Origin of the sequence: Novosphingobium kalidii (genome assembly GCF_040534015.1) — a bacterium.
Classification (GTDB): domain Bacteria; phylum Pseudomonadota; class Alphaproteobacteria; order Sphingomonadales; family Sphingomonadaceae; genus Novosphingobium; species Novosphingobium kalidii.
In genome coordinates this window covers 223,539-242,199 of the sequence record NZ_JBEWLY010000023.1, presented here as the reverse complement: position 1 = coordinate 242,199, position 18,661 = coordinate 223,539, and the positions used below count along the sequence as shown (strand labels likewise).

The 18,661-nt window shown below is 62.1% G+C and carries 14 protein-coding genes; 9 read left to right on the top strand and 5 right to left on the bottom strand.

Features of this window, described 5'->3' with window-relative positions:
* Nucleotides 1-2: 2 nt before the first annotated feature.
* A complete protein-coding gene (gene ada, locus ABVV53_RS14980; protein ID WP_353985237.1) occupies nucleotides 3-1,025 on the bottom strand; it encodes a bifunctional DNA-binding transcriptional regulator/O6-methylguanine-DNA methyltransferase Ada in 1,023 nt (340 codons plus the stop codon).
* 386 nt (nucleotides 1,026-1,411) lie between these two features.
* Between ada and ABVV53_RS14975 the strand changes: the two genes are divergently transcribed.
* The 6 genes from ABVV53_RS14975 to ABVV53_RS14950 all read left to right on the top strand — a co-directional run bounded on the left by ABVV53_RS14975 (nucleotide 1,412) and on the right by ABVV53_RS14950 (nucleotide 6,535).
* Nucleotides 1,412-1,966: a F0F1 ATP synthase subunit delta gene (locus ABVV53_RS14975; RefSeq protein ID WP_353985236.1), complete on the top strand. Its 555-nt coding sequence runs from the start codon at nucleotides 1,412-1,414 to the stop codon at nucleotides 1,964-1,966.
* Nucleotides 1,967-1,979: 13 nt separating this feature from the next.
* Complete coding sequence (gene atpA, locus ABVV53_RS14970; protein WP_353985235.1) at nucleotides 1,980-3,509, top strand: F0F1 ATP synthase subunit alpha; 1,530 nt, start codon at nucleotides 1,980-1,982, stop codon at nucleotides 3,507-3,509.
* On the top strand, nucleotides 3,509-3,802 hold the full coding sequence (locus ABVV53_RS14965; protein WP_353985234.1) for a putative quinol monooxygenase: 294 nt from the start codon (nucleotides 3,509-3,511) through the stop codon (nucleotides 3,800-3,802). The genes atpA and ABVV53_RS14965 overlap by 1 nt, the downstream gene beginning before the upstream one ends.
* A 1-nt stretch (nucleotide 3,803) precedes the next feature.
* On the top strand, nucleotides 3,804-4,679 hold the full coding sequence (locus tag ABVV53_RS14960; RefSeq protein ID WP_353985233.1) for a F0F1 ATP synthase subunit gamma: 876 nt from the start codon (nucleotides 3,804-3,806) through the stop codon (nucleotides 4,677-4,679).
* A gap of 24 nt (nucleotides 4,680-4,703) precedes the next feature.
* Nucleotides 4,704-6,161: a F0F1 ATP synthase subunit beta gene (gene atpD / locus ABVV53_RS14955; RefSeq protein ID WP_353985232.1), complete on the top strand. Its 1,458-nt coding sequence runs from the start codon at nucleotides 4,704-4,706 to the stop codon at nucleotides 6,159-6,161.
* A gap of 116 nt (nucleotides 6,162-6,277) precedes the next feature.
* Nucleotides 6,278-6,535: an ATP synthase F1 subunit epsilon gene (locus ABVV53_RS14950; RefSeq protein WP_353985230.1), complete on the top strand. Its 258-nt coding sequence runs from the start codon at nucleotides 6,278-6,280 to the stop codon at nucleotides 6,533-6,535.
* Nucleotides 6,536-6,537: 2 nt separating this feature from the next.
* Here the strand turns inward: ABVV53_RS14950 and ABVV53_RS14945 are convergent, their stop codons facing one another.
* Nucleotides 6,538-6,822 (bottom strand): HNH endonuclease, encoded by a 285-nt coding sequence (locus ABVV53_RS14945; protein ID WP_353985229.1) that lies wholly within the window; start codon nucleotides 6,820-6,822, stop codon nucleotides 6,538-6,540.
* A gap of 1,009 nt (nucleotides 6,823-7,831) precedes the next feature.
* A complete protein-coding gene (locus ABVV53_RS14940; protein ID WP_353985228.1) occupies nucleotides 7,832-8,923 on the bottom strand; it encodes a potassium channel family protein in 1,092 nt (363 codons plus the stop codon).
* Nucleotides 8,924-9,365: 442 nt separating this feature from the next.
* Between ABVV53_RS14940 and ABVV53_RS14935 the strand changes: the two genes are divergently transcribed.
* Genes ABVV53_RS14935 through ABVV53_RS14925 form a run of 3 tightly spaced genes read left to right on the top strand, consistent with a single transcriptional unit; the run spans nucleotide 9,366 to nucleotide 15,227 of the window.
* Nucleotides 9,366-10,535, top strand: coding sequence for an efflux RND transporter periplasmic adaptor subunit (locus tag ABVV53_RS14935; protein WP_474101020.1), 1,170 nt, complete (start codon nucleotides 9,366-9,368; stop codon nucleotides 10,533-10,535).
* 7 nt (nucleotides 10,536-10,542) lie between these two features.
* Complete coding sequence (locus ABVV53_RS14930; RefSeq protein WP_353985227.1) at nucleotides 10,543-13,755, top strand: efflux RND transporter permease subunit; 3,213 nt, start codon at nucleotides 10,543-10,545, stop codon at nucleotides 13,753-13,755.
* Complete coding sequence (locus ABVV53_RS14925; RefSeq protein WP_353985226.1) at nucleotides 13,752-15,227, top strand: efflux transporter outer membrane subunit; 1,476 nt, start codon at nucleotides 13,752-13,754, stop codon at nucleotides 15,225-15,227. Before ABVV53_RS14930 ends, ABVV53_RS14925 begins: the two co-directional genes overlap by 4 nt.
* Before the next feature lie 20 nt (nucleotides 15,228-15,247).
* Here ABVV53_RS14925 and ABVV53_RS14920 read toward each other — a convergent pair whose 3' ends face one another.
* Nucleotides 15,248-16,288 carry an NAD(P)H-dependent amine dehydrogenase family protein gene (locus ABVV53_RS14920; protein ID WP_353985225.1) on the bottom strand — a complete coding sequence of 347 codons (1,041 nt, stop codon included), beginning with the start codon at nucleotides 16,286-16,288 and terminating at the stop codon, nucleotides 15,248-15,250.
* A 123-nt stretch (nucleotides 16,289-16,411) separates the two neighbouring features.
* Entirely contained in the window at nucleotides 16,412-18,658 is a 2,247-nt protein-coding gene (locus tag ABVV53_RS14915; RefSeq protein WP_353985223.1) for a TonB-dependent receptor, read from the bottom strand.
* Nucleotides 18,659-18,661 lie beyond the last annotated feature (3 nt).

The window sequence follows — 18,661 nt, the reverse complement described above, 5'->3', positions numbered from 1 at the left end:
GCTCAGTCGCCCTTCTCCCGCCGCAACAGCTCTCGCTTGATGTCGAGGCCGTAGGCGTATCCGCCAAGCGATCCGTCGGCACGCACCACCCGGTGGCAAGGGATCAGCACCGCCACGTTGTTGGCGCCGTTGGCCGAGCCCGCCGCGCGTACTGCCCCGGGCTTGCCGATAGCCGCTGCAATTTGAGCATAACTGCGCGTCTCACCCTTGGGAATGCGCTGCAGTTCTTGCCAGACCGCCTCCTGGAAGGCGGTGCCCTGCACGTCAAGGGGAATTGTTCTGGAGCTACCGGGCTGCTCGACCGCTACGATCACTTCCTGCAGCAATTCCTCGAATGCATCGCCGCCTCTGGCCAACTCCGCACGGGGAAAGCGCTGGGCGAGCGCCTCCGGTCCTTCATCAAACGCGAGCCTGCAGACGCCTTTGTCTGTTGCGGCAACCAGCATCGGTCCGAGCGTCGTGGGCACCACTGCCCACCGAATCGTTACGCCCGCACCGCCGTCGCGCCATGCCGAAGGCGCCATGCCGGGCCTCCGGGCATCCGCCTCGTAGAACCGGGAGGGCGCCCCATAGCCCGCCGCGTAGACAGCCTCAGTCACGCTCGCACCTTCCCTCAGAGTCTCATGGGCGCGCTCGAGCTTGAGCGCCCGTGCATAGGCGGCCGGGCTGAGGCCGACCGCTCGCTTGAAAATACGCTGAAAGTGCGTCGGCGAGTAGCCGGTCTGTGCTGCGAGCCGCTCAAGCGTCAGGGCCTCGTCGCGAGTCCGCAACAGGCTCAGGGCCTGCGCCACTGCTGCTTCTTCTCGGGTCACATCGCCTGGAAGACAGCGCTTGCACGCGCGCAAGCCTGCTGCTTCCGCCTCAGCGACCGAAGCATAGAACCGAACGTTCTCCCGCCGGGGATGCCGCGCCGGGCATGACGGCCGGCAGTATACGCCGGTCGAATGAACGCCTGTGACAAAACGCCCGTCGAAGCTGCGGTTGCGCGCCAGCACAGCTCTCCAGGCATCGTCGTCGACTATCATGCGGTTCTCCTCGCTCCCCAAGACCCATCGCTAGTCGCCCCCGTCAGATCCCGCTGTGTCGCGAATGACAAAGAGGCACCGCCCTGCCCCGGCCAGCCAAATGGCTATCTACGCCTATAGATATGATTCGGAGGTATTGCCTCCCGCACCTTGCGGCCAAAGCACTGCGCCCCTCAACCGGCTGGCTTGCCCACGCCCTCACGTGTTCCGTTTCACTTCCTCATAGCCGAAGTGTCCGCACACCGGCGATCTTTCCCCAGCCTCGTCTGGGTAGCTTGCACCATCCAAGAATCGCCGCTATGCGCCGGCCGTCTGGGGGCTTCGGAGCGCGTTTTCGCGCCTTCGCAGGCGCGCCCCGGCGAACCTGATGCAAGGATAGGACACGCGTGGAGAATTCCGGCGGAATCAAGGCCAGTCTGCAGGGGCGTTATGCGTCGGCCCTGTTCGACCTCGCCAGTGAGAACGGCACAGTTACGGCCGTCGAGGGTGATCTCGACCGGATCGGCCAAGCCATTCGCGAGAGCGCCGAATTCGGAGCGCTGATCCGTAACCCGCAAGTGAGCCGTGAGGCGGCTGGCGGCGCGATGAATGCTATTGCGCCCCTCCTGGGCCTCTCGGATCTCACCAAGAACTTCATGGGCGTACTCGCGGCCAACCGCCGCCTTTTCGTTCTGCCCGAGATCATTCGCGCCTTTCACGCGATCGCCGCTGCTCAGCGTGGCGAAGCGACTGCCGAAGTCACGTCCGCTCACCCGCTCAGCGATGGCCAGATCGAAGCGCTGCGCCAGAAGCTGGAAGCGCGCGAGGGCCGCAACGTCAAGATCCGCACCAGCGTCGATCCTGAGCTTCTCGGAGGGCTGGTCGTCACGATCGGCTCCAAGCGCATCGATAGCTCGATCCGCACTCGTCTCAATTCGCTCGCCCAGGCCATGAAGGGCTAAGAAGGAAAACCCGATGGACATCCGCGCCGCAGAAATCTCGAAGGTCATCAAGGACCAGATCGCCAGCTTCGGCACCGAAGCGCAGGTCTCCGAAGTCGGCACCGTGCTTTCGGTGGGTGACGGCATTGCCCGCATCCACGGCCTCGACAACGTCCAGGCCGGCGAGATGGTCGAATTCAACGGCGGCATTCAGGGCATGGCGCTGAACCTCGAGGCTGACAACGTCGGCGTCGTGATCTTCGGCTCGGACGCGTCGATCAAGGAAGGCGACAGCGTCAAGCGTACCGGCACCATCGTGGACGTGCCGGTCGGCAAGGGCCTGCTCGGCCGCGTCGTTGACGCGCTGGGCAACCCGATCGACGGCAAGGGCCCGATCGTGTCGACCGAGCGTCGCCGCGTTGAGACCAAGGCTCCCGGCATCATCCCGCGCAAGTCGGTGCACGAGCCCGTGCAGACCGGCCTCAAGGCAATCGACGCGCTCGTTCCCGTGGGCCGCGGCCAGCGCGAACTGATCATCGGTGACCGTCAGACCGGCAAGTCGGCTGTGGCGATCGATACCTTCATCAACCAGAAGGGTCCGAACTCGGGCACCGACGAGAATAAGAAGCTCTACTGCATCTACGTTGCGGTGGGCCAGAAGCGCTCGACCGTCGCTCAGATCGTGCGCCAGCTCGAAGAGAACGGCGCGATGGAATACTCCATCGTCATCGCCGCGACCGCTTCCGAGCCTGCACCGCTGCAGTACCTCGCGCCCTACACCGGCGCTGCCATGGGTGAGTTCTTCCGCGACAACGGCATGCACGCCGTCATCGTGTTCGACGATCTTTCCAAGCAAGCTGTCGCCTATCGCCAGATGTCGCTGCTGCTGCGTCGTCCTCCGGGCCGCGAAGCTTACCCTGGCGACGTGTTCTACCTTCACAGCCGTCTGCTCGAGCGCGCGGCGAAGATGAACGACGACTTCGGAGCCGGCTCGCTTACCGCGCTGCCGATCATCGAAACGCAGGCAGGCGACGTCTCGGCCTACATCCCGACCAACGTGATCTCGATCACCGACGGCCAGATCTTCCTTGAGACGGGCCTGTTCTACCAGGGCGTGCGTCCGGCCATCAACGTCGGCCTCTCTGTAAGCCGCGTCGGCGGGTCGGCTCAGACGAAGGCGATGAAGAAGGTCGCCGGATCGATCAAGCTGGAGCTGGCGCAGTATCGCGAAATGGCCGCCTTCGCGCAGTTCGGTTCGGATCTCGACGCTTCGACCCAGAAGCTGCTCAACCGTGGTGCGCGTCTGACCGAATTGCTCAAGCAGAAGCAGTTCTCGCCGCTCGCAATGGAAGAGCAGGTCGCCTCGATCTACGCGGGAACCAACGGCTACCTCGACAAGCTGCCAGTCGACAAGGTGACGCAGTACGAGAGCGAAATGCTCAGCTACCTGCACTCCGAGCACCCGGCGGTTCTCGCCGAGATCCGCGACACCGGCAAGTTCGAGGGCGAAACCCCGAAGAAGCTGGCAGCGGCGCTCGAAGCCTTCGGCAAGCAGTTCGCCTGATGAGCTACGCGGTGTTCGCGACCATTCCCCTCAAGCCCGAGCATCTCGACGATGCACGGACGGCGATTGTGGCTATCGTGTCGCAAACGCGGGCGGAAGCGGGCTGCGAACACTTCGAACCCTATCGCGCCGCCGATGGGTCTTCGAACATCTACATCTTCGAACGCTGGGCCGATCGCGCGGCGTTCGATTTTCATCATGCCCAGGATTACACCAAGAATGTCTTCGCTAAGTACGAAGGCTGGCTGCGTGACGATCCCAAGCTGGTGGAAGTGACGGAACTGAAGGACTGACATGGCCAGCCTCAAGGAACTCAAAGGCCGGATCAACTCGGTCAAATCGACCCAGAAGATCACCAAGGCCAAGCAGATGGTCGCTGCTGCGAAGCTGCGCAAGGCGCAGGCGGCGGCGGAATCAGGCCGTCCGTATGCTCAGCGCTTGGCCGAAGTCATGGCTTCGCTGTCGAGCAAGATCACTGTGACTGAAAACAGCCCCAAGCTGCTCGCAGGAACGGGCAGCAACAGCGTCCACTTGCTGGTCGTCGCCAACTCGGACAAGGGCTTGGCGGGCGCGTTCAACTCGAACATCGTCAAAGCCGCGCTCGCAGCGGCTCGCCGGCTCGAGGGCGAAGGCAAGACGGTGCTATTCTACCTCATCGGCCGCAAGGGTCGCGCTGTAATCCGACGCAATTACCCCAAGTCGATCCTCCATATGTTCGACACCACGGACGTGCGTGAGCCCGGCTTCAACGAAGCCGAGAAGATCGCTGACGAGTTGGTGAAGCTCTATGAGGAGGGCCGCTTTGACGTTGCGCACTTGTTCTTCTCGAAGTTCAAGAACGCACTGACTCAGGAGCCCACCGAGCAGCAGATCATTCCGGTCCCTGCACCGAAGGCGGCGGTTGCGAAGAGCGATGCTGTCGTCGAGTATGAGCCTGACGAAGAGGAAATCCTCGCCGCCCTGCTCCCGCGTTATCTCAAGACTCAGATCTTCGGTGCGCTGCTGGAGAACATGGCGTCCGAACAAGGCGCGTCGATGACTGCGATGGACAACGCCACGCGCAACGCCGGCGACCTGATCAAGAAGCTGACGATCCAGTACAACCGCAGCCGTCAGGCCGCGATCACCACCGAGCTGGTCGAAATCATTGCAGGCGCGGAAGCGCTCTAAAGCCACGAAGGCAAGGAAACGAAAATGGCAACCGCACCCGTGCTCAACCAGACCACTACCGGCAAGATCAGCCAGGTCATCGGCGCCGTCGTCGACGTGACCTTCGAAGGCGAGCTGCCGCCGATCCTCACCGCGCTGTCAACCGACAACAACGGCAACAAGCTCGTGCTCGAGGTTGCCCAGCATCTCGGTGAGAACACCGTGCGCTGCATCGCCATGGACGGCACCGACGGCCTAACCCGTGGTCAGAGCGTGACCAACTCCGGCGCGCAGATCTCGGTGCCGGTCGGCCCGAAGACGCTCGGCCGCATCCTCAACGTCGTCGGCGATCCGATCGACGAGCGTGGCCCGGTCGGTTCCGACATGTTCGCGCCGATCCACGCCGAGGCCCCCGCCTTTATCGACCAGTCCACCGAAGCGGCGATCCTGGTCACCGGCATCAAGGTTATCGACTTACTCGCCCCTTACGCCAAGGGCGGCAAGATCGGCCTGTTTGGCGGCGCCGGCGTCGGCAAGACCGTGCTGATCCAGGAGCTGATCAACAACATCGCCAAGGGCCACGGCGGCGTGTCCGTGTTCGCAGGCGTTGGTGAGCGTACCCGCGAGGGCAACGACCTTTACCACGAGTTCCTCGACGCTGGCGTTATCGCCAAGGACGCCGAGGGCAACGCGACCTCGGAAGGCTCCAAGGTGGCACTCGTGTTCGGCCAGATGAACGAGCCCCCGGGCGCCCGCGCTCGCGTTGCCCTCTCGGGTCTGACCATGGCCGAATATTTCCGTGACCAGGAGGGCCAGGACGTGCTCTTCTTCGTCGACAACATCTTCCGCTTCACGCAGGCAGGCGCAGAAGTGTCGGCTCTGCTGGGCCGTATTCCTTCGGCCGTGGGCTACCAGCCGACCCTGTCGACCGACATGGGCCAGCTGCAAGAGCGCATCACCTCGACCAACAAGGGCTCGATCACCTCGGTGCAGGCGATCTACGTTCCCGCGGACGACTTGACCGACCCGGCGCCTGCGACTTCTTTCGCTCACTTGGACGCGACGACCACGCTGAACCGCGCGATTTCGGAGCTGGGCATCTACCCGGCGGTCGACCCGCTCGACTCCACCTCGCGCGTTCTCGAACCGCGCGTTGTCGGCACCGAGCACTACGAGACGGCTCGCCGCGTTCAGGAGACGCTGCAGAAGTACAAGTCGCTGCAGGACATCATCGCGATCTTGGGCATGGACGAGCTTTCCGAAGAGGATAAGCTGACCGTTGCCCGCGCCCGCAAGATCCAGAAGTTCCTCAGCCAACCGTTCCACGTGGCCGAAGTCTTCACCGGCATCCCCGGCAAGTTCGTGCAGATCGAGGACACCGTGAAGTCGTTCAAGGCGGTCGTCGAAGGTGAATACGACCACCTGCCAGAGAACGCCTTCTACATGGTCGGCGGTATCGACGAAGCGGTCGAGAAAGCCAAGAAGCTGGCCGACGAGGCCTGATGACCGACTAGGCTCCTCCCGCTTTGCGGGAGGAGCTCGGGGTGAGTTGCTACAGCGCAGCACCCCCTGCCCAACCTCAGCCCCTCCCGCTCTCGGGAGGGGATAGGAACAAGACAATGGCACTGCATTTCGAACTCGTGACTCCCGCTCGGCTCGTCCGTTCCGAGGAGGTCCACATGGTCGTCATTCCCGGCACTGAGGGCGAAATGGGCGTGCTCCAGGGTCACGCGCCTTTCATGACGACGATCAAGGATGGCCCCCTCAGGGTTTACCGCACCGAGAACGGCGCGCCTGAGGAGATCCAGATCCAAGGCGGTTTCGCTGAAGTTGGCACCGCTGGCCTCACCGTATTGGCTGAGCACGTCGAGGGCTAAGCTTAGGGTTTGCGCTTAGCCGTTGGCGCATGAAAGTCGGGCAACTTACCGGCGATCCATTCCAGAAACTGTGCGATAGCTGGATCCCGGCGTAGCGACGCAACATCAGAACCTCGGCGCGCCAATTCCGCGTTAGCGAAATTCGCATGAAGAGTGCGGTGGCAAATCGGATGGACGGCGACCCTATGCCGGCCGCCGCGGCTTTTTGGAATCGGATGGTGCCATTCCACCGGCCGACCCAGAGGCCTCTCGCAAAGCCAGCAAACCTGAGTTTCAGTTTCGCTCACCTCGTGCAAGATAAGCCTGGATAGCCGTAAAGCGAGACCTGTCGCTGGCAACGCCTTTTGGTATCTGATTGCCTGAAGTGCCTAGGCGCAAGAGCGTCACAGCAAAGGCAGAATAGCACCAGGCTGGTCTTCTTCCCTATCCGATCCATACTACCGAACTGCGGGTTCTTTCGTGGCCCGCGGGCGACTCCGCCCTGCCTGCTCCGACAGTACTCGACGCGTCGCGGATCTATGCCGATCAACCGGGGTAGACGTGATCCCGGAACGCTCTTGCCGCCGCCGCGCCTCCTGCGCCAGTCGTCGAGAGGTGCGTAGTGCAAGCGAAGCCAGCCCATCCATGTCGCATAATCGTAGAAATTGCTTAGCCTTGACGGGTCGGCGTCCCTCTTTGGCACTCTTGGCGCCGCCACGCCTGACAACTGTATGGAGGAACAAGCAGCGGCGTCGTAAATTGCAATGGAGTTCCTGATCGAAAGGCCGCGAAACATGATCGAAGACTGGAAGGCAGGTGACCTCGCATTGTGTGTACGAGGTGGGCGAATTTTGGCGGGTGCACCTGAGAATGAGGACGGCTACCCGGCGACGGGACGCCTCTACACGGTTGAGAGGGTATCTCTCGCGAAGTTCTCGGTTGGCGTGCACACAGCTCTCACGCTGCGCGACGGACCACTCAACCAGAAGGGGAATGGTCCCCAATCCAAATCGGAAGCCGTTTGGCCCGCGGTGCGCTTCTGCAAGATAGCCTCTCTGACCAGGGATGAGCGAGTTCGCTTCATCACCGAACTTGAGGAAACAAGCGCAACGGTAAAGCGGGGCGGTCACGCGCCATCCATGCGGGATTCCCGTCGAGAGACTTAAGCACGAGACTCCCGTGTTCAGGCATGGGAGGGCCGCGCAAGGGCGTTGATTCATTGTGAGTGACCGCGTGGCCGTAGCGCGAGGTAAGACCATGGGCGTGCGGCCCTACAGCCCGGCCGGCATGCTTGCTCTCCAACTCCCCTGAGGTGAGCTACCCGCCCGGCCGTGGGTGGCTCTGCTCGGATGAGGAGGTTGTGGGCGGGACGATATCCTCGACCCGATAGCCCATCAGATCGACGAAGGCATTGATCGTCGGAAACCACTCGTCACGGGCAGCGCAGTAGGCTTCGAACTGGTCATCGCTGGTGGCGATGTTGGATCTACTCAGAACTTCGAGAGCGCTGCGAAAGGTCTCGCGGTCATCTCGTTTCAGCTTCTCGTCCGGCGAGCCGTGCAGGAAGCATGTGCTGGTCTGCTGCAGCAGATCCTGCGCGCTCCCCCACAACAGGCTGACGGCTGCGGAGCGCTGCAGCGACCCGTACTCGGGAGCGAGCGCAGTGTGTATGAGCGTGGCACTCTCAAGAGTGATGTACGCTATCCTCGTCGTTGCATAACGCGCGTCGCGCATCCGAAAGTAGTGCAGAATTGGGTACGAATGATGCGACTCGAGCAAATCGAGAATCTGAGAGCCGATGGGCATCAGCTGGCTCTTGGCCCCCTCACACCCCCCCTCTACCAGGCCTGCCACCAGACGTACCGGCTGACCGCTGCCGTCTGTCATGTGATGAAGAATCTGGGCTAGCGTGTTCCTTCTCACTAGAGCCGAATAAACCGACATGAGGTACGTCAGCGTCAAAGTGAGCACCGAAAAGCCGATCCAAGCCTCCGCAATCATCAGCATTCGATAAGCCGGCGTCTGGGGAGTGATGTCACCCGTACCCAGCGTGGTGAAAGAGTATCCGGAGAAATAGAGCGCCGTGCTAAAGTCGGTTGAAGTGCTCCCACTCGCTGCGCTGATACCGCTGCCCAAGGCTGGCCAGTAGATCAGCGCAAAGCCGAACTGGATCAGCAGGCTCCAGACAATCACGGTTTCGACGATCATCAGCGGCCCTGCATAGGAGAGCAAAGCGTTTCGGCCGCCCTCCTTCGCCGGAGCAACCGCTTTAAGGGTCAGCCACGTAGCGCGGTAGAGGCGCGGCGTCAGGAAGCCGACACTGATGCGAGCGTAGAGAACCGTCAGGAATACGTCAGCAATCGCAATCAGGATGAGAGCCGCGCCGGCGAGCGTCAGCAAGGCGTTCAACGCTCGCCTCCTTGCCGCACGGACTTGCCGAAAAGCATCATACGCAGCCGCCGGCCCGCTGTCGGTCCATGATGATCATCCCCTCGTGATCGGGAAACACCCGCCACAACACTGTGAGCACAGCCGTGCAGGCGGCGTAGCCCGCATCCACCGCTCCTTCATGGTGCGACGAACCTTTCCATTCCACACTTGTTCCCTGGAGCTTTGGCTCACCGCCTCCGGCGAGAGTACCTCCAGGTCATGGTGCGGCGGTGCAGCATGCTTCTCCGGCCCATAAACGCATCAATTTTGTCGCAGAATGTCGCTCCCGCCACTTCTTGTCTTGCGACTGCACAGAAACAGTCTGATACGATCGGCAAGAACGGTCGCGAGGCTCCCTTTGAAATCCGTATATTGTTCCCTCAAGAGGGCACGGTCGCAACGCGGACCGGCTTTTGCCGGTGTGGCGCTGCTATCAGCCGTCTTGCTCTCCGGTTGTGACAGTTCCGGCAATCCACAGACTGGCGGTCGCCCAGCGCCGCAGGTCGGCTATGTTCTGGTGACCACTTCGGCAGTTCCGGAGCCTGTGACGCTTGGCGGCCGAACCGTAGCTTTCGAGACCAGCGAAGTGCGGCCGCAGGTGGCGGGCGTCATCCGTCGTCGTTTGTTCACCGAAGGCAGCTACGTCCGTGCAGGACAGCCGCTTTTTGAGGTAGACCCCAGCCTCTATCGCGCCGCCGTCAACCAAGCGGAGGCGAACCTCGCCAGCGCTCGGGCAAGTGCAGAGGCTGCGATCGCGCGGGCTGAGCGCCTGAAACCTCTTGCCGAGATGGAAGCAGTCGCACAGCAGGAATATGCAGACGCCGCAGCGCAAGCGCGTGTGGCGCGCGCCACCATCGCGCAGAACAATGCCGCGTTGGAAACGGCGCGCGTGAATTTGCGGTTTACAACGGTTCCGGCGCCGATCAGCGGCCATATTGGCCGTGCACTGGTTACAGTGGGCGGTTTGGCGAGCACTGGACAGGAGAGCCCGCTCGCCATCATCCAGCGCACCGATCCGATGTACATAGACATGCAACAGTCTGCTGCGGATCTCGTCGCGATGCGGCGCAAGCTGCGCGACGGCGGACTGGCGGCGGGTAGCACTGCGGCTACGCTGAAGCTGGAAGACGGAAGCGACTATCCGCTGCAGGGTACCGTCAAGTTTTCAGAAGTTACGGTGAACCAGCAGACCGGCACGGTAACGCTGCGCGCGCAGTTCCCCAACCCAAACGGGCTGCTGCTTCCCGGCATGTTCGTGAACGCGGTGTTTACTCAGGCGATCGATCCGAACGCCGTGCTCGTTCCGCAACAAGCCTTGCGGCGCGATTTTGATGGCTCTGCCTATGTCATGCTGGTGGGCAAGGACAACAAGGCCGTCCGCAGGAAGGTCAATGCGACGCGCACATATGGCAGCAGTTGGGTCGTCACCTCCGGATTGAAGAAAAACGAGAAGGTTATCACGCAAGGCCTGAACGGGCTGAAGCAGGGAGCGGGGATCCGGCCCGTATCCGCCAACACACCACAAGATCCGACCAGAGCGCCAGGAGCACCCCGCGCTTCTGGCGCAGGCGCGTCCAAGCAAGGCAACTGATCGCCCGATGTCGAGGATCTTCATTGACCGGCCGATTTTTGCCTGGGTGATTGCGATCATCGTCATGCTCGCTGGCCTCGGCGCGCTGTTGAACCTGCCCAATGAGCAATACCCGGACATCGCGCCGACACAGGTGAACGTCTCCGCCACCTATCCCGGTGCCTCGGCAGAAGCGATCGAGAACAGCGTCACGCAGGTGCTGGAGCAGCAGCTCACCGGGCTCGACGGGTTGCTCTACTTCAGTTCGCAATCCTCAAACCGCGGGCGCGCCTCGATCAGCGTGACTTTCGCCAAGGGTACCGACCCGGACATCGCGCAAGTCCAGGTCCAAAACCAGATCCAGAGCGCGCTCGCCCGCCTCCCTCAGCCGGTGCAAGAGCAAGGCGTCAGGGTCACCAAGTCCAACCCCGACCAGCTTATGCTCGTGGCGATGTACGACGTGACCGACACGCGATCCAACCAGGACGTTTCGGACTACCTGACATCCAATGTTCAGGACCCACTCTCACGGGTTGATGGCGTGGGCGAGGTCAACGTCTTCGGCGCACCGCACGCTATGCGCATCTGGCTCGACCCCCGCAAGCTTGCTGCCGTGCGCCTGATGCCGAGCGATGTCATCAGCGCAGTACGGGCGCAAAACACCGAGATTGCTGCCGGCGAAGTGGGCGGCGTCCCCTCGCCCGAAGAGCAGGCGCTCAACGCCACGGTGACGGCTCAGTCGCGCCTGCAAACGCCGGAACAGTTTCGCGCCATCATCCTCAAGACCGAAACCGACGGCTCGACCGTGACCGTGGGCGATGTCGCGCGCGTGGAGATCGGCGCCGAAAGCTACGCGGTGGTAAGCCGCGTCAACGGCCATCCGGGCGCCGGCATGTCCATCTCCCTCTCTCCGGGCGCCGATGCCCTGCGCACCGCAGAAGCAGTAAAGGCTCGAATGCAGGAGCTGGCCGAGGGCCTGCCCGATGGCATGGAGTACATCTACGGCAACGATTCCACCGAGTTCATCAAGCTCTCGGTATCGGAGGTTCAGGAAGCGCTCCTGGAGGCAATCGTCCTCGTCGTGATCGTCATGTTCATTTTCCTTCAGAGCTGGCGTGCCACCCTGATCCCGACGATCGCGGTACCGGTCGTACTGCTCGGCACCTTCGCAGTTTTCTACGTCGCGGGCTTTTCCATTAACACGCTGACGCTGTTCGGTTTGGTGCTGGCGATCGGCCTTCTGGTGGATGACGCCATTGTCGTGGTGGAAAACGTGCAGCGTTTGCTGGAGGAAAACCCCGGAATGAGCGCGCGCGAGGCGACCATCCTGTCCATGCAAGAACTTCAGGTCGCGCTCGTGGCGATTGCGCTCGTGCTTGTCGCCGTGTTTCTTCCGATGGCATTCTTCGGGGGCTCTACGGGCGTCATCTACCGCCAGTTCTCGCTCACGATCATCACGGCAATGGTCCTCTCGGTCTTCGTGGCGCTGATCCTGACGCCCGCTCTCACGGCGACGCTGCTCAAACCCACCGGAGAGAAAGCACCTCCCGGAAGGCTGCAGCGGCGTTTCCCCGCAGCTGGCCAGGTGCTCGCGCGCTCAAAGGACACCTTCAATCGCGGGTTTGAGCGGGTTACTGATCGGTATGGCAGGATCGTTCTGCGCACAGTCGAGCGCAAGTGGATCTTTCTGGCAATCTACGCGGCGGTGGTCGCCATGATGGCGATCCTCTTCTTCCGCCTGCCCAACGGCTTCCTTCCGAACGAGGATCAAGGCTCGGTGATGGTGCAGTTCCGTTTGCCTCCGGGCACGGTTCTTAACGGCACTCAGGATGTTCAGCGGGCGGTAGAACGATACTTCCTCACGAATGAGAAGAAGAACGTGCAGAGCATCTTCACCGTCGCGGGCGGCGGCATGGGTGCCAGTGGGCAGAACACAGGCCAAGGCTTCCTCAAGCTCACGAACTGGGAAGAGCGCAAGGGACGCGAGAACGGCGCCAACGCAATCGTCGAGCGTGCGGGAAAATCGCTTTCAGTTTTGCGCGATGCGCAAATCTTCGCCCTTGTGCCAGGTGCTGTGCGAGGACTGGGCGCGTCCGCCGGTTTCTCGCTCGAGTTTCAGAATACGAGCGGAATGAGCCGCGAGAAGTTCACGGAAGCACGTGACCGCCTGCTCGAACTCGCCACGGCAGACCCGCGCCTGACCGGCGTTCGGCTCAGCGACTTACCTGAGGTGTCGACCGTGGACATCGACATGGACACGCGCAGACTTACCGCATTCGGTCTCAACCCCAGCGACGTGAACAGCACCCTGGCGACAGCTTGGGGCGGTTCCTACGTCAACGACTTCGTCGATGCGGGTCGAGTGAAGCGCGTCTACGTACAAGGGGATGCTCCGTTCCGGATGAAGCCGGAGGATCTCGCGCAATGGTATGTCCGCTCGAACAGCGGTGACATGTCTCCTTTTTCCGCATTCGCTCGCGTGGGATGGTCCACGGTGCCGAGCACATCCTCTCGCTTTAACGGCGTTCCCTCTTACCAATTCTCAGGACAGGCCGCGCCGGGAGTCAGCTCCGGCACCGCCATGGACGTGATGGCCGAATTGGCGAGCCAACTACCTGGCACGAGCGTCGCCTGGTCCGGTGCATCCTACCAGGAGCGGCTGAGTTCAGGCCAGGCACCGATCCTGTACGGCTTGTCACTGCTGGTGGTGTTTCTTTGCCTCGCCGCGCTTTACGAGAGCTGGTCAATCCCCGTGGCTGCCATTCTGGTGATCCCGCTCGGCCTTGTTGGCGCTATCTTTGCTGTGACGCTGCGTGGCCTTGAGAACGACGTCTACCTTCAAATCGGCCTGCTCACCACCATGGGCCTCGCTGCCCGAAATGCCATCCTGATGATCGAGTTTGCCGAGCAGGCAGAAAAGCGCGGCAAGCGAGTGATCGACGCCGCGCTTGAGGCAGCGCGCATTCGACTGCGCCCGATCCTGATGACCAGCTTTGCTTTCATCTTTGGCGTCCTTCCGCTCGCGCTCGCGACTGGCCCTGGCGCAAACAGCCGCATCGCAATCGGGACGGCAGTGGTCGGGGGAATGCTGACAGCGACGATCCTGGCTATCTTCTACATTCCGCTGTTCTTCGTCCTCGTACGCCGCAGTGTGCGCGACGGGTTGAACGCGGCGCGCGAGCGACTGCGCCCCCCCTCCCCCACCCAGGACGCCCCACCTGTCGATGGCGAACTCACGTGAGGAGGCTGCGTTTTCCTTCTCGGCTGCTTGCCGGATTATCCGCCTTATCGCTGGGCGCCTGCTCGCTCGCGCCGACTTACGTTACCCCGGCTGCCCCTGTTCCGCCGACCTTACCTGCGGGAGATGCGTACCTGGCGGAGGCTGAAGCCGCCCTCCCCGCAGTTTCCTACGCCGAGATCTTTCGTGACCCCGGCCTCCAGCAACTGATCGCGCAAGCTCTCGAGAACAATCGTGATCTGCAGGTCGCCGCCGCGAACGTCACTGCTGCTCGCGCCTTGGTGCGAGTGGTTCGGGCCGATCAAATCCCGGCAATCGGCGTGACGGGCGGCGGCACCTATGCCGACAATGGGGGCTCAGGAACGATCGCCGGATCGCCGGGGGTAGCTGCATCGGCAAGGCGCGGCTGGGCCTACTCTGCACAAGGGGGCGTCTCCAGTTTCGAGCTGGATTTCTTCGGCAAGTACGCAAACGCCACTGAGGCACAGCGCAACGATGCCCTCGCCAGCGAAGCGGCCGCACGAACGGTGCGCCTGGCTGTTGTCGCGGATCTGGTGCAGGCGTGGGCCACGTACGGTGCAGATCGCGAGTTACTTGCGATTGCCCGCGCCACGGTGACAAACGCCGAGCGCAGCGTCGAGCTGACAAGCGCACGCCTGCGCGGAGGTATCGCGCCGCGCACCGACTTGCGGCAAGCGGAGCAAGTGCTGGAGACCGCCCGAAGCGATGTGGCGGAGCAGACGACGGCCCTGGCGCAAGACGCAAACGCAATCCGCCTGCTGGTTGGATCTAACTTCGACCAGGCATTGCTGCCCGCCGGCGTTGATGATGTTGTGAACTCGCTGGCTCCTCTTGCTGCCGGCACCAGTTCTCAAGTCCTGCTACGGCGGCCTGACGTGGTGCAGGCTGAGTACCAGCTCCGCGCCGCCAATGCCGACATCGGGGTAGCCCGGGCACAGCTGTTTCCCTCCATCACGCTGAACGGCCTGACGGGGTTTGCCAGCGATGCTTTGTCGAGCCTGTTCAGCGGTAGTCACTTCCGCTGGTCTGGCGGCGCCAGTGCTTCCGGGTCGATTTTCAATGCGGGAGGCCGCCAAGCCAATGTGGAGGTCACCAAGGCCCAGCGCGATGCGGCACTCGCCAGCTACGAACGCGCCGTGCAGATCGCGTTTCGCGAGGTGTCCGACGCACTCGCGGACCAAGGCACCTTAAGCGAACGCCTACGCGCCGCGACTGCCGGAACCGACGCTGCCGCAGACACTGCGCGGCTTACCGAGGCGCGCTACCGCTTCGGAGTGGACAGCTTTCTCGCGAGTCTCGACGCGCAGCGAAGCCTCTACGCAGCGCAGCGGGCCTTAATCGCAACGCGGCTGGCCGTGGCGAACAACCGCATCACACTCTACCGTGTCCTCGGCGGCGATCGGGCGACGGCGACCGCGGCTATCCCGCCGCGCGATGCACCGTCGCCATTCTAGGTAGCGCCCCCTGCCGCTTCTTACGAGAAGGTCGGGATTATCTGTGGCAAATCTGATGTTGTCCGAATGCCGGGAGGCGCTGCGCACACCACCGCAACTGCATTCACCGGACGATGCGCAGTCAGCCCCGGGGTAAAGGCGGCATAGTCTTCCTCCGGCACAGGGAAATGCACGTCGACCAGCAAAGGCGTGTCGCCCTCGGTGCGAACACGCCATCCAGAGTCGCGCAAGTTCCAGTCATCTTCGATGTCGGTGGTGACGTACCAGTTCGCCCGGAAGCGAATAACGTCCCGGCCCTTGTGCTTGCACGTGATCGTCGTGCGCATGGCGCCGACCGTGCCCGCTTCGATGGTCCCTGCCGGAATCTCCAGCGTGTTCCTCGCAGCCGAAAGCTCGCCCAGCGCATCGATTTCGTCGATCGGCAATCCGATCGCCTCACCAAGCTGCGACAGCGAGCTGCCGAAATCACCCTTCAAGTGCTCAGCCCTGTGCTGGTCGAAAGGCGCCATGGGCTGGCCGAAACCCATGATCCGGAACAACATGTCCGGGGAGTTGCGGCTTGAGCAATCCGCATACTCCTCAATCGTAAGCAAATCGTGCCGCCGGGCAATCGAGAGCAAAGGGACTACAAACGCTTCGGTGATGAAACCGGGGCTCGAACCGGTGCTGTAGATCGAGCTGTTCCCCGCCTGGCAGGCTTCCTCCACCCGTGCGCGGTTCGCGGGATCCATCATCGCGGGATAGTGGAATTCGCCCCGCGTGGTGACGATGTTCTTCCCGGAGGCGAGGAGATTGCAGACTTCGTCCCAATCGATCCCCTGCCGCATATAGAGTACGCAATCCGCGTCGAGCGCGATCAGGTCCTGAGCAGAGTTGGTGGCTTTGAGACCAATAGGACCGATCCCGCACAGATCACCCGCGTCTTTGCCGGCCTTTGCGTCGGAACTCACGTAGAGTCCAACCAGCTCCATGTCTGGATGCTCGATGACAGCCCGCAGCGCTCGGCTGCCGATATTCCCTGTCGCCCATTGGATTACCCGGTGCTTGCGCCGCTGCGACATCGTGTCTCTCCCTCATTGTACGTATAAAGAAGGCGCCGGAGGACCATGCCCCCGGCGCCTCAGGATCGTCATAAGGGGTGTGCGGCGGAGCGGGCAATACCCGCTTGGTAACGCCGCTCCCGGTTAAAACTTCACGCCCACTTCGGCACCGAAGGTGATTGGCTTGCTCCAGTTCGCGCCGATGCCGAAATTGGAATACTGCACCTGCGTGAGGTAGCGGCTGTTGGTCACGTTGTCGCCGTAAGCGGCGAGGTACCACCGCTCGCTGGGCGCAGTCCATTGTGCCCGCAGCGACATCGTCTCGTAGCCGCCCTGACGGAACTGGATGCCCGATGGGCCGAAGAAGAAGCTCGACGAATAGGACAGATTGCCCGACAGCGCCAGTTCGCCGCCGCCAAGATCAACCGCATAGCGCGCCGCCACGAAGCCGGTGAATTCCGGCGTACGCTGCATCGTCACGTTGTCGAGATCCTGTCCGATGACCGGGAACTGACCTCCAACCGGGGTGTAGATCGGCGCGTTGTTGAAGTTCTTGTAGCGCGCGTGCACCCACGACGCGCCAGCCGAAAGGTCGAGACCTTCGACCGGCCGATACCGCGCCGAACCTTCGAGTCCATAAATCTCCGACTGAGCGGCGTTCACGATTCGAGCGGTTCCGGATTCAAAGATCGAAACCTGCAGGTCCTGGTAATCGTAGTAGAAGCCAGCGCCTTCGAACGAGAGGCCGCGTGTCTCATACTTGAAGCCGACCTCATAAGCGTCGACGCTCTCAGGCCTCACCCGAGTGCAGACATACGGCGGATTCTGGCAAGAGCCGCCCACGTCAAGAACTGCAGCCTTGTAGCCGCGGGTAAACGAAGCGTAGATGCTGGAACGGCTATCAGGCTTGTAGCGAACCACGAGGCGCGGCGTGAGACGGCTATCGTTCGTGAAGTCCACGGCATCAGGATCGCACTCACGCACATACACACGGCCGTTGGTCGAGCTGCAGACCGTTCCGTCCGGCAGCGTAAACGTGAGTGGCTGAAGGAAGCGTGTGTTCCAGTAAGGATCGCTCACCTTGTCATAAGCATATCGTAGACCTGCGGTCACAAACAGCTGCGGTGTGACTTCGTAAGTCGCGTCGGCGAAAGCTGCGTAGCTCTTCACCGTGTTCGCCGACCCGCCAAAACGAATACGCTCGTTCGGGCCACTACCGGCATTGTCGAGGAAAGTAAGGTACTGGTCAGTGTTTTCAAAATAGAAGAGGCCTGCGGTCCACTGCAGTCGTGTTCCGGCCCTAGAGGACAGCAAGAACTCCTGGCTCCAGGTCTCGTTATTGTTCGGCAAGCCGAGTTGGAAGATGTCGGCGCCGGAATAATCGAGATCCTGAGACGCGTTGACCTTCTCGTTCCTGTACTGCGAGTAGGACGTCAACTCCGCGAAACCAAGATCGGCCGTCACCGTGGCCTGCAGTACGTCCGAATTCGAACGGAAGAACTCCGCGACTGATCCGGACGCTATGCGGTTCTTGGCAGTCGTAAATGGGCCCAGGGCGCCACCGAAGGGGGCGCCGAGGCCAATGTCACCGCCTTGATAAGTCGCGGCCAAAAGCGGCGTCGGATCATCGACACTGCTGTGCTTGTAGCGCAGCAGCACCGTGACATCGTCGGTCAGTTCGCCCTTGAGGCTGACCCGGCCCGACCAGTTCTCGAACTCACCCACACGGCGATTGCCATTGCTGATGTCGCGCTGCCAGCCGTCACCACGAGCATAGAGCCCTTCCACGCTGATCGCGACACGATCCGATACGACAATGTTGGCGATGCCTTCCGCCCGCGCCTCGTTGAAGCGGCCATAGCGGATCCGGCCTTCAAAGCTGTCAGCAACGGTGCTCGGCTCGCGAGTGGTGACCAGAATGGCACCGCCGGTGGTGTTCCGGCCGAACAGGGTTCCTTGTGGCCCCTTCAGCACCTGAATTCCCTCGACGCTAATCAGGTCGAAGTCTGCAGCAAGCGGGTTGGGCGAATAGAAGCCGTCGACGTAGATCCCGACGTTTCCACCGCCACCCGAGGTAGTCACCGCCGTGCCGATGCCACGAATTGTGGGCTGGAAAAAGCCACCCGCAAAATCGAACCGCAAAGCTGGCGTGATTTTGCCCACATCGGCCAGATTCTGGACGTTGGCGGTTGTCAGCGCTTCCGCACTAAGGCTGGTGATAGAGATCGGCACGTCAACTTGTGCCTCTGCGCGCCTTTGCGCCGTGACGATGATAACGTCGTTATCCGCCGCTGCGATATCGCTCTGCGCTTGTGCTGGGCTGGCGGCCAAAACAGCCGATCCGACGATTGCCCCGAACGATACGGACGTGCGAAGTCGCTTCGATTCCATGCT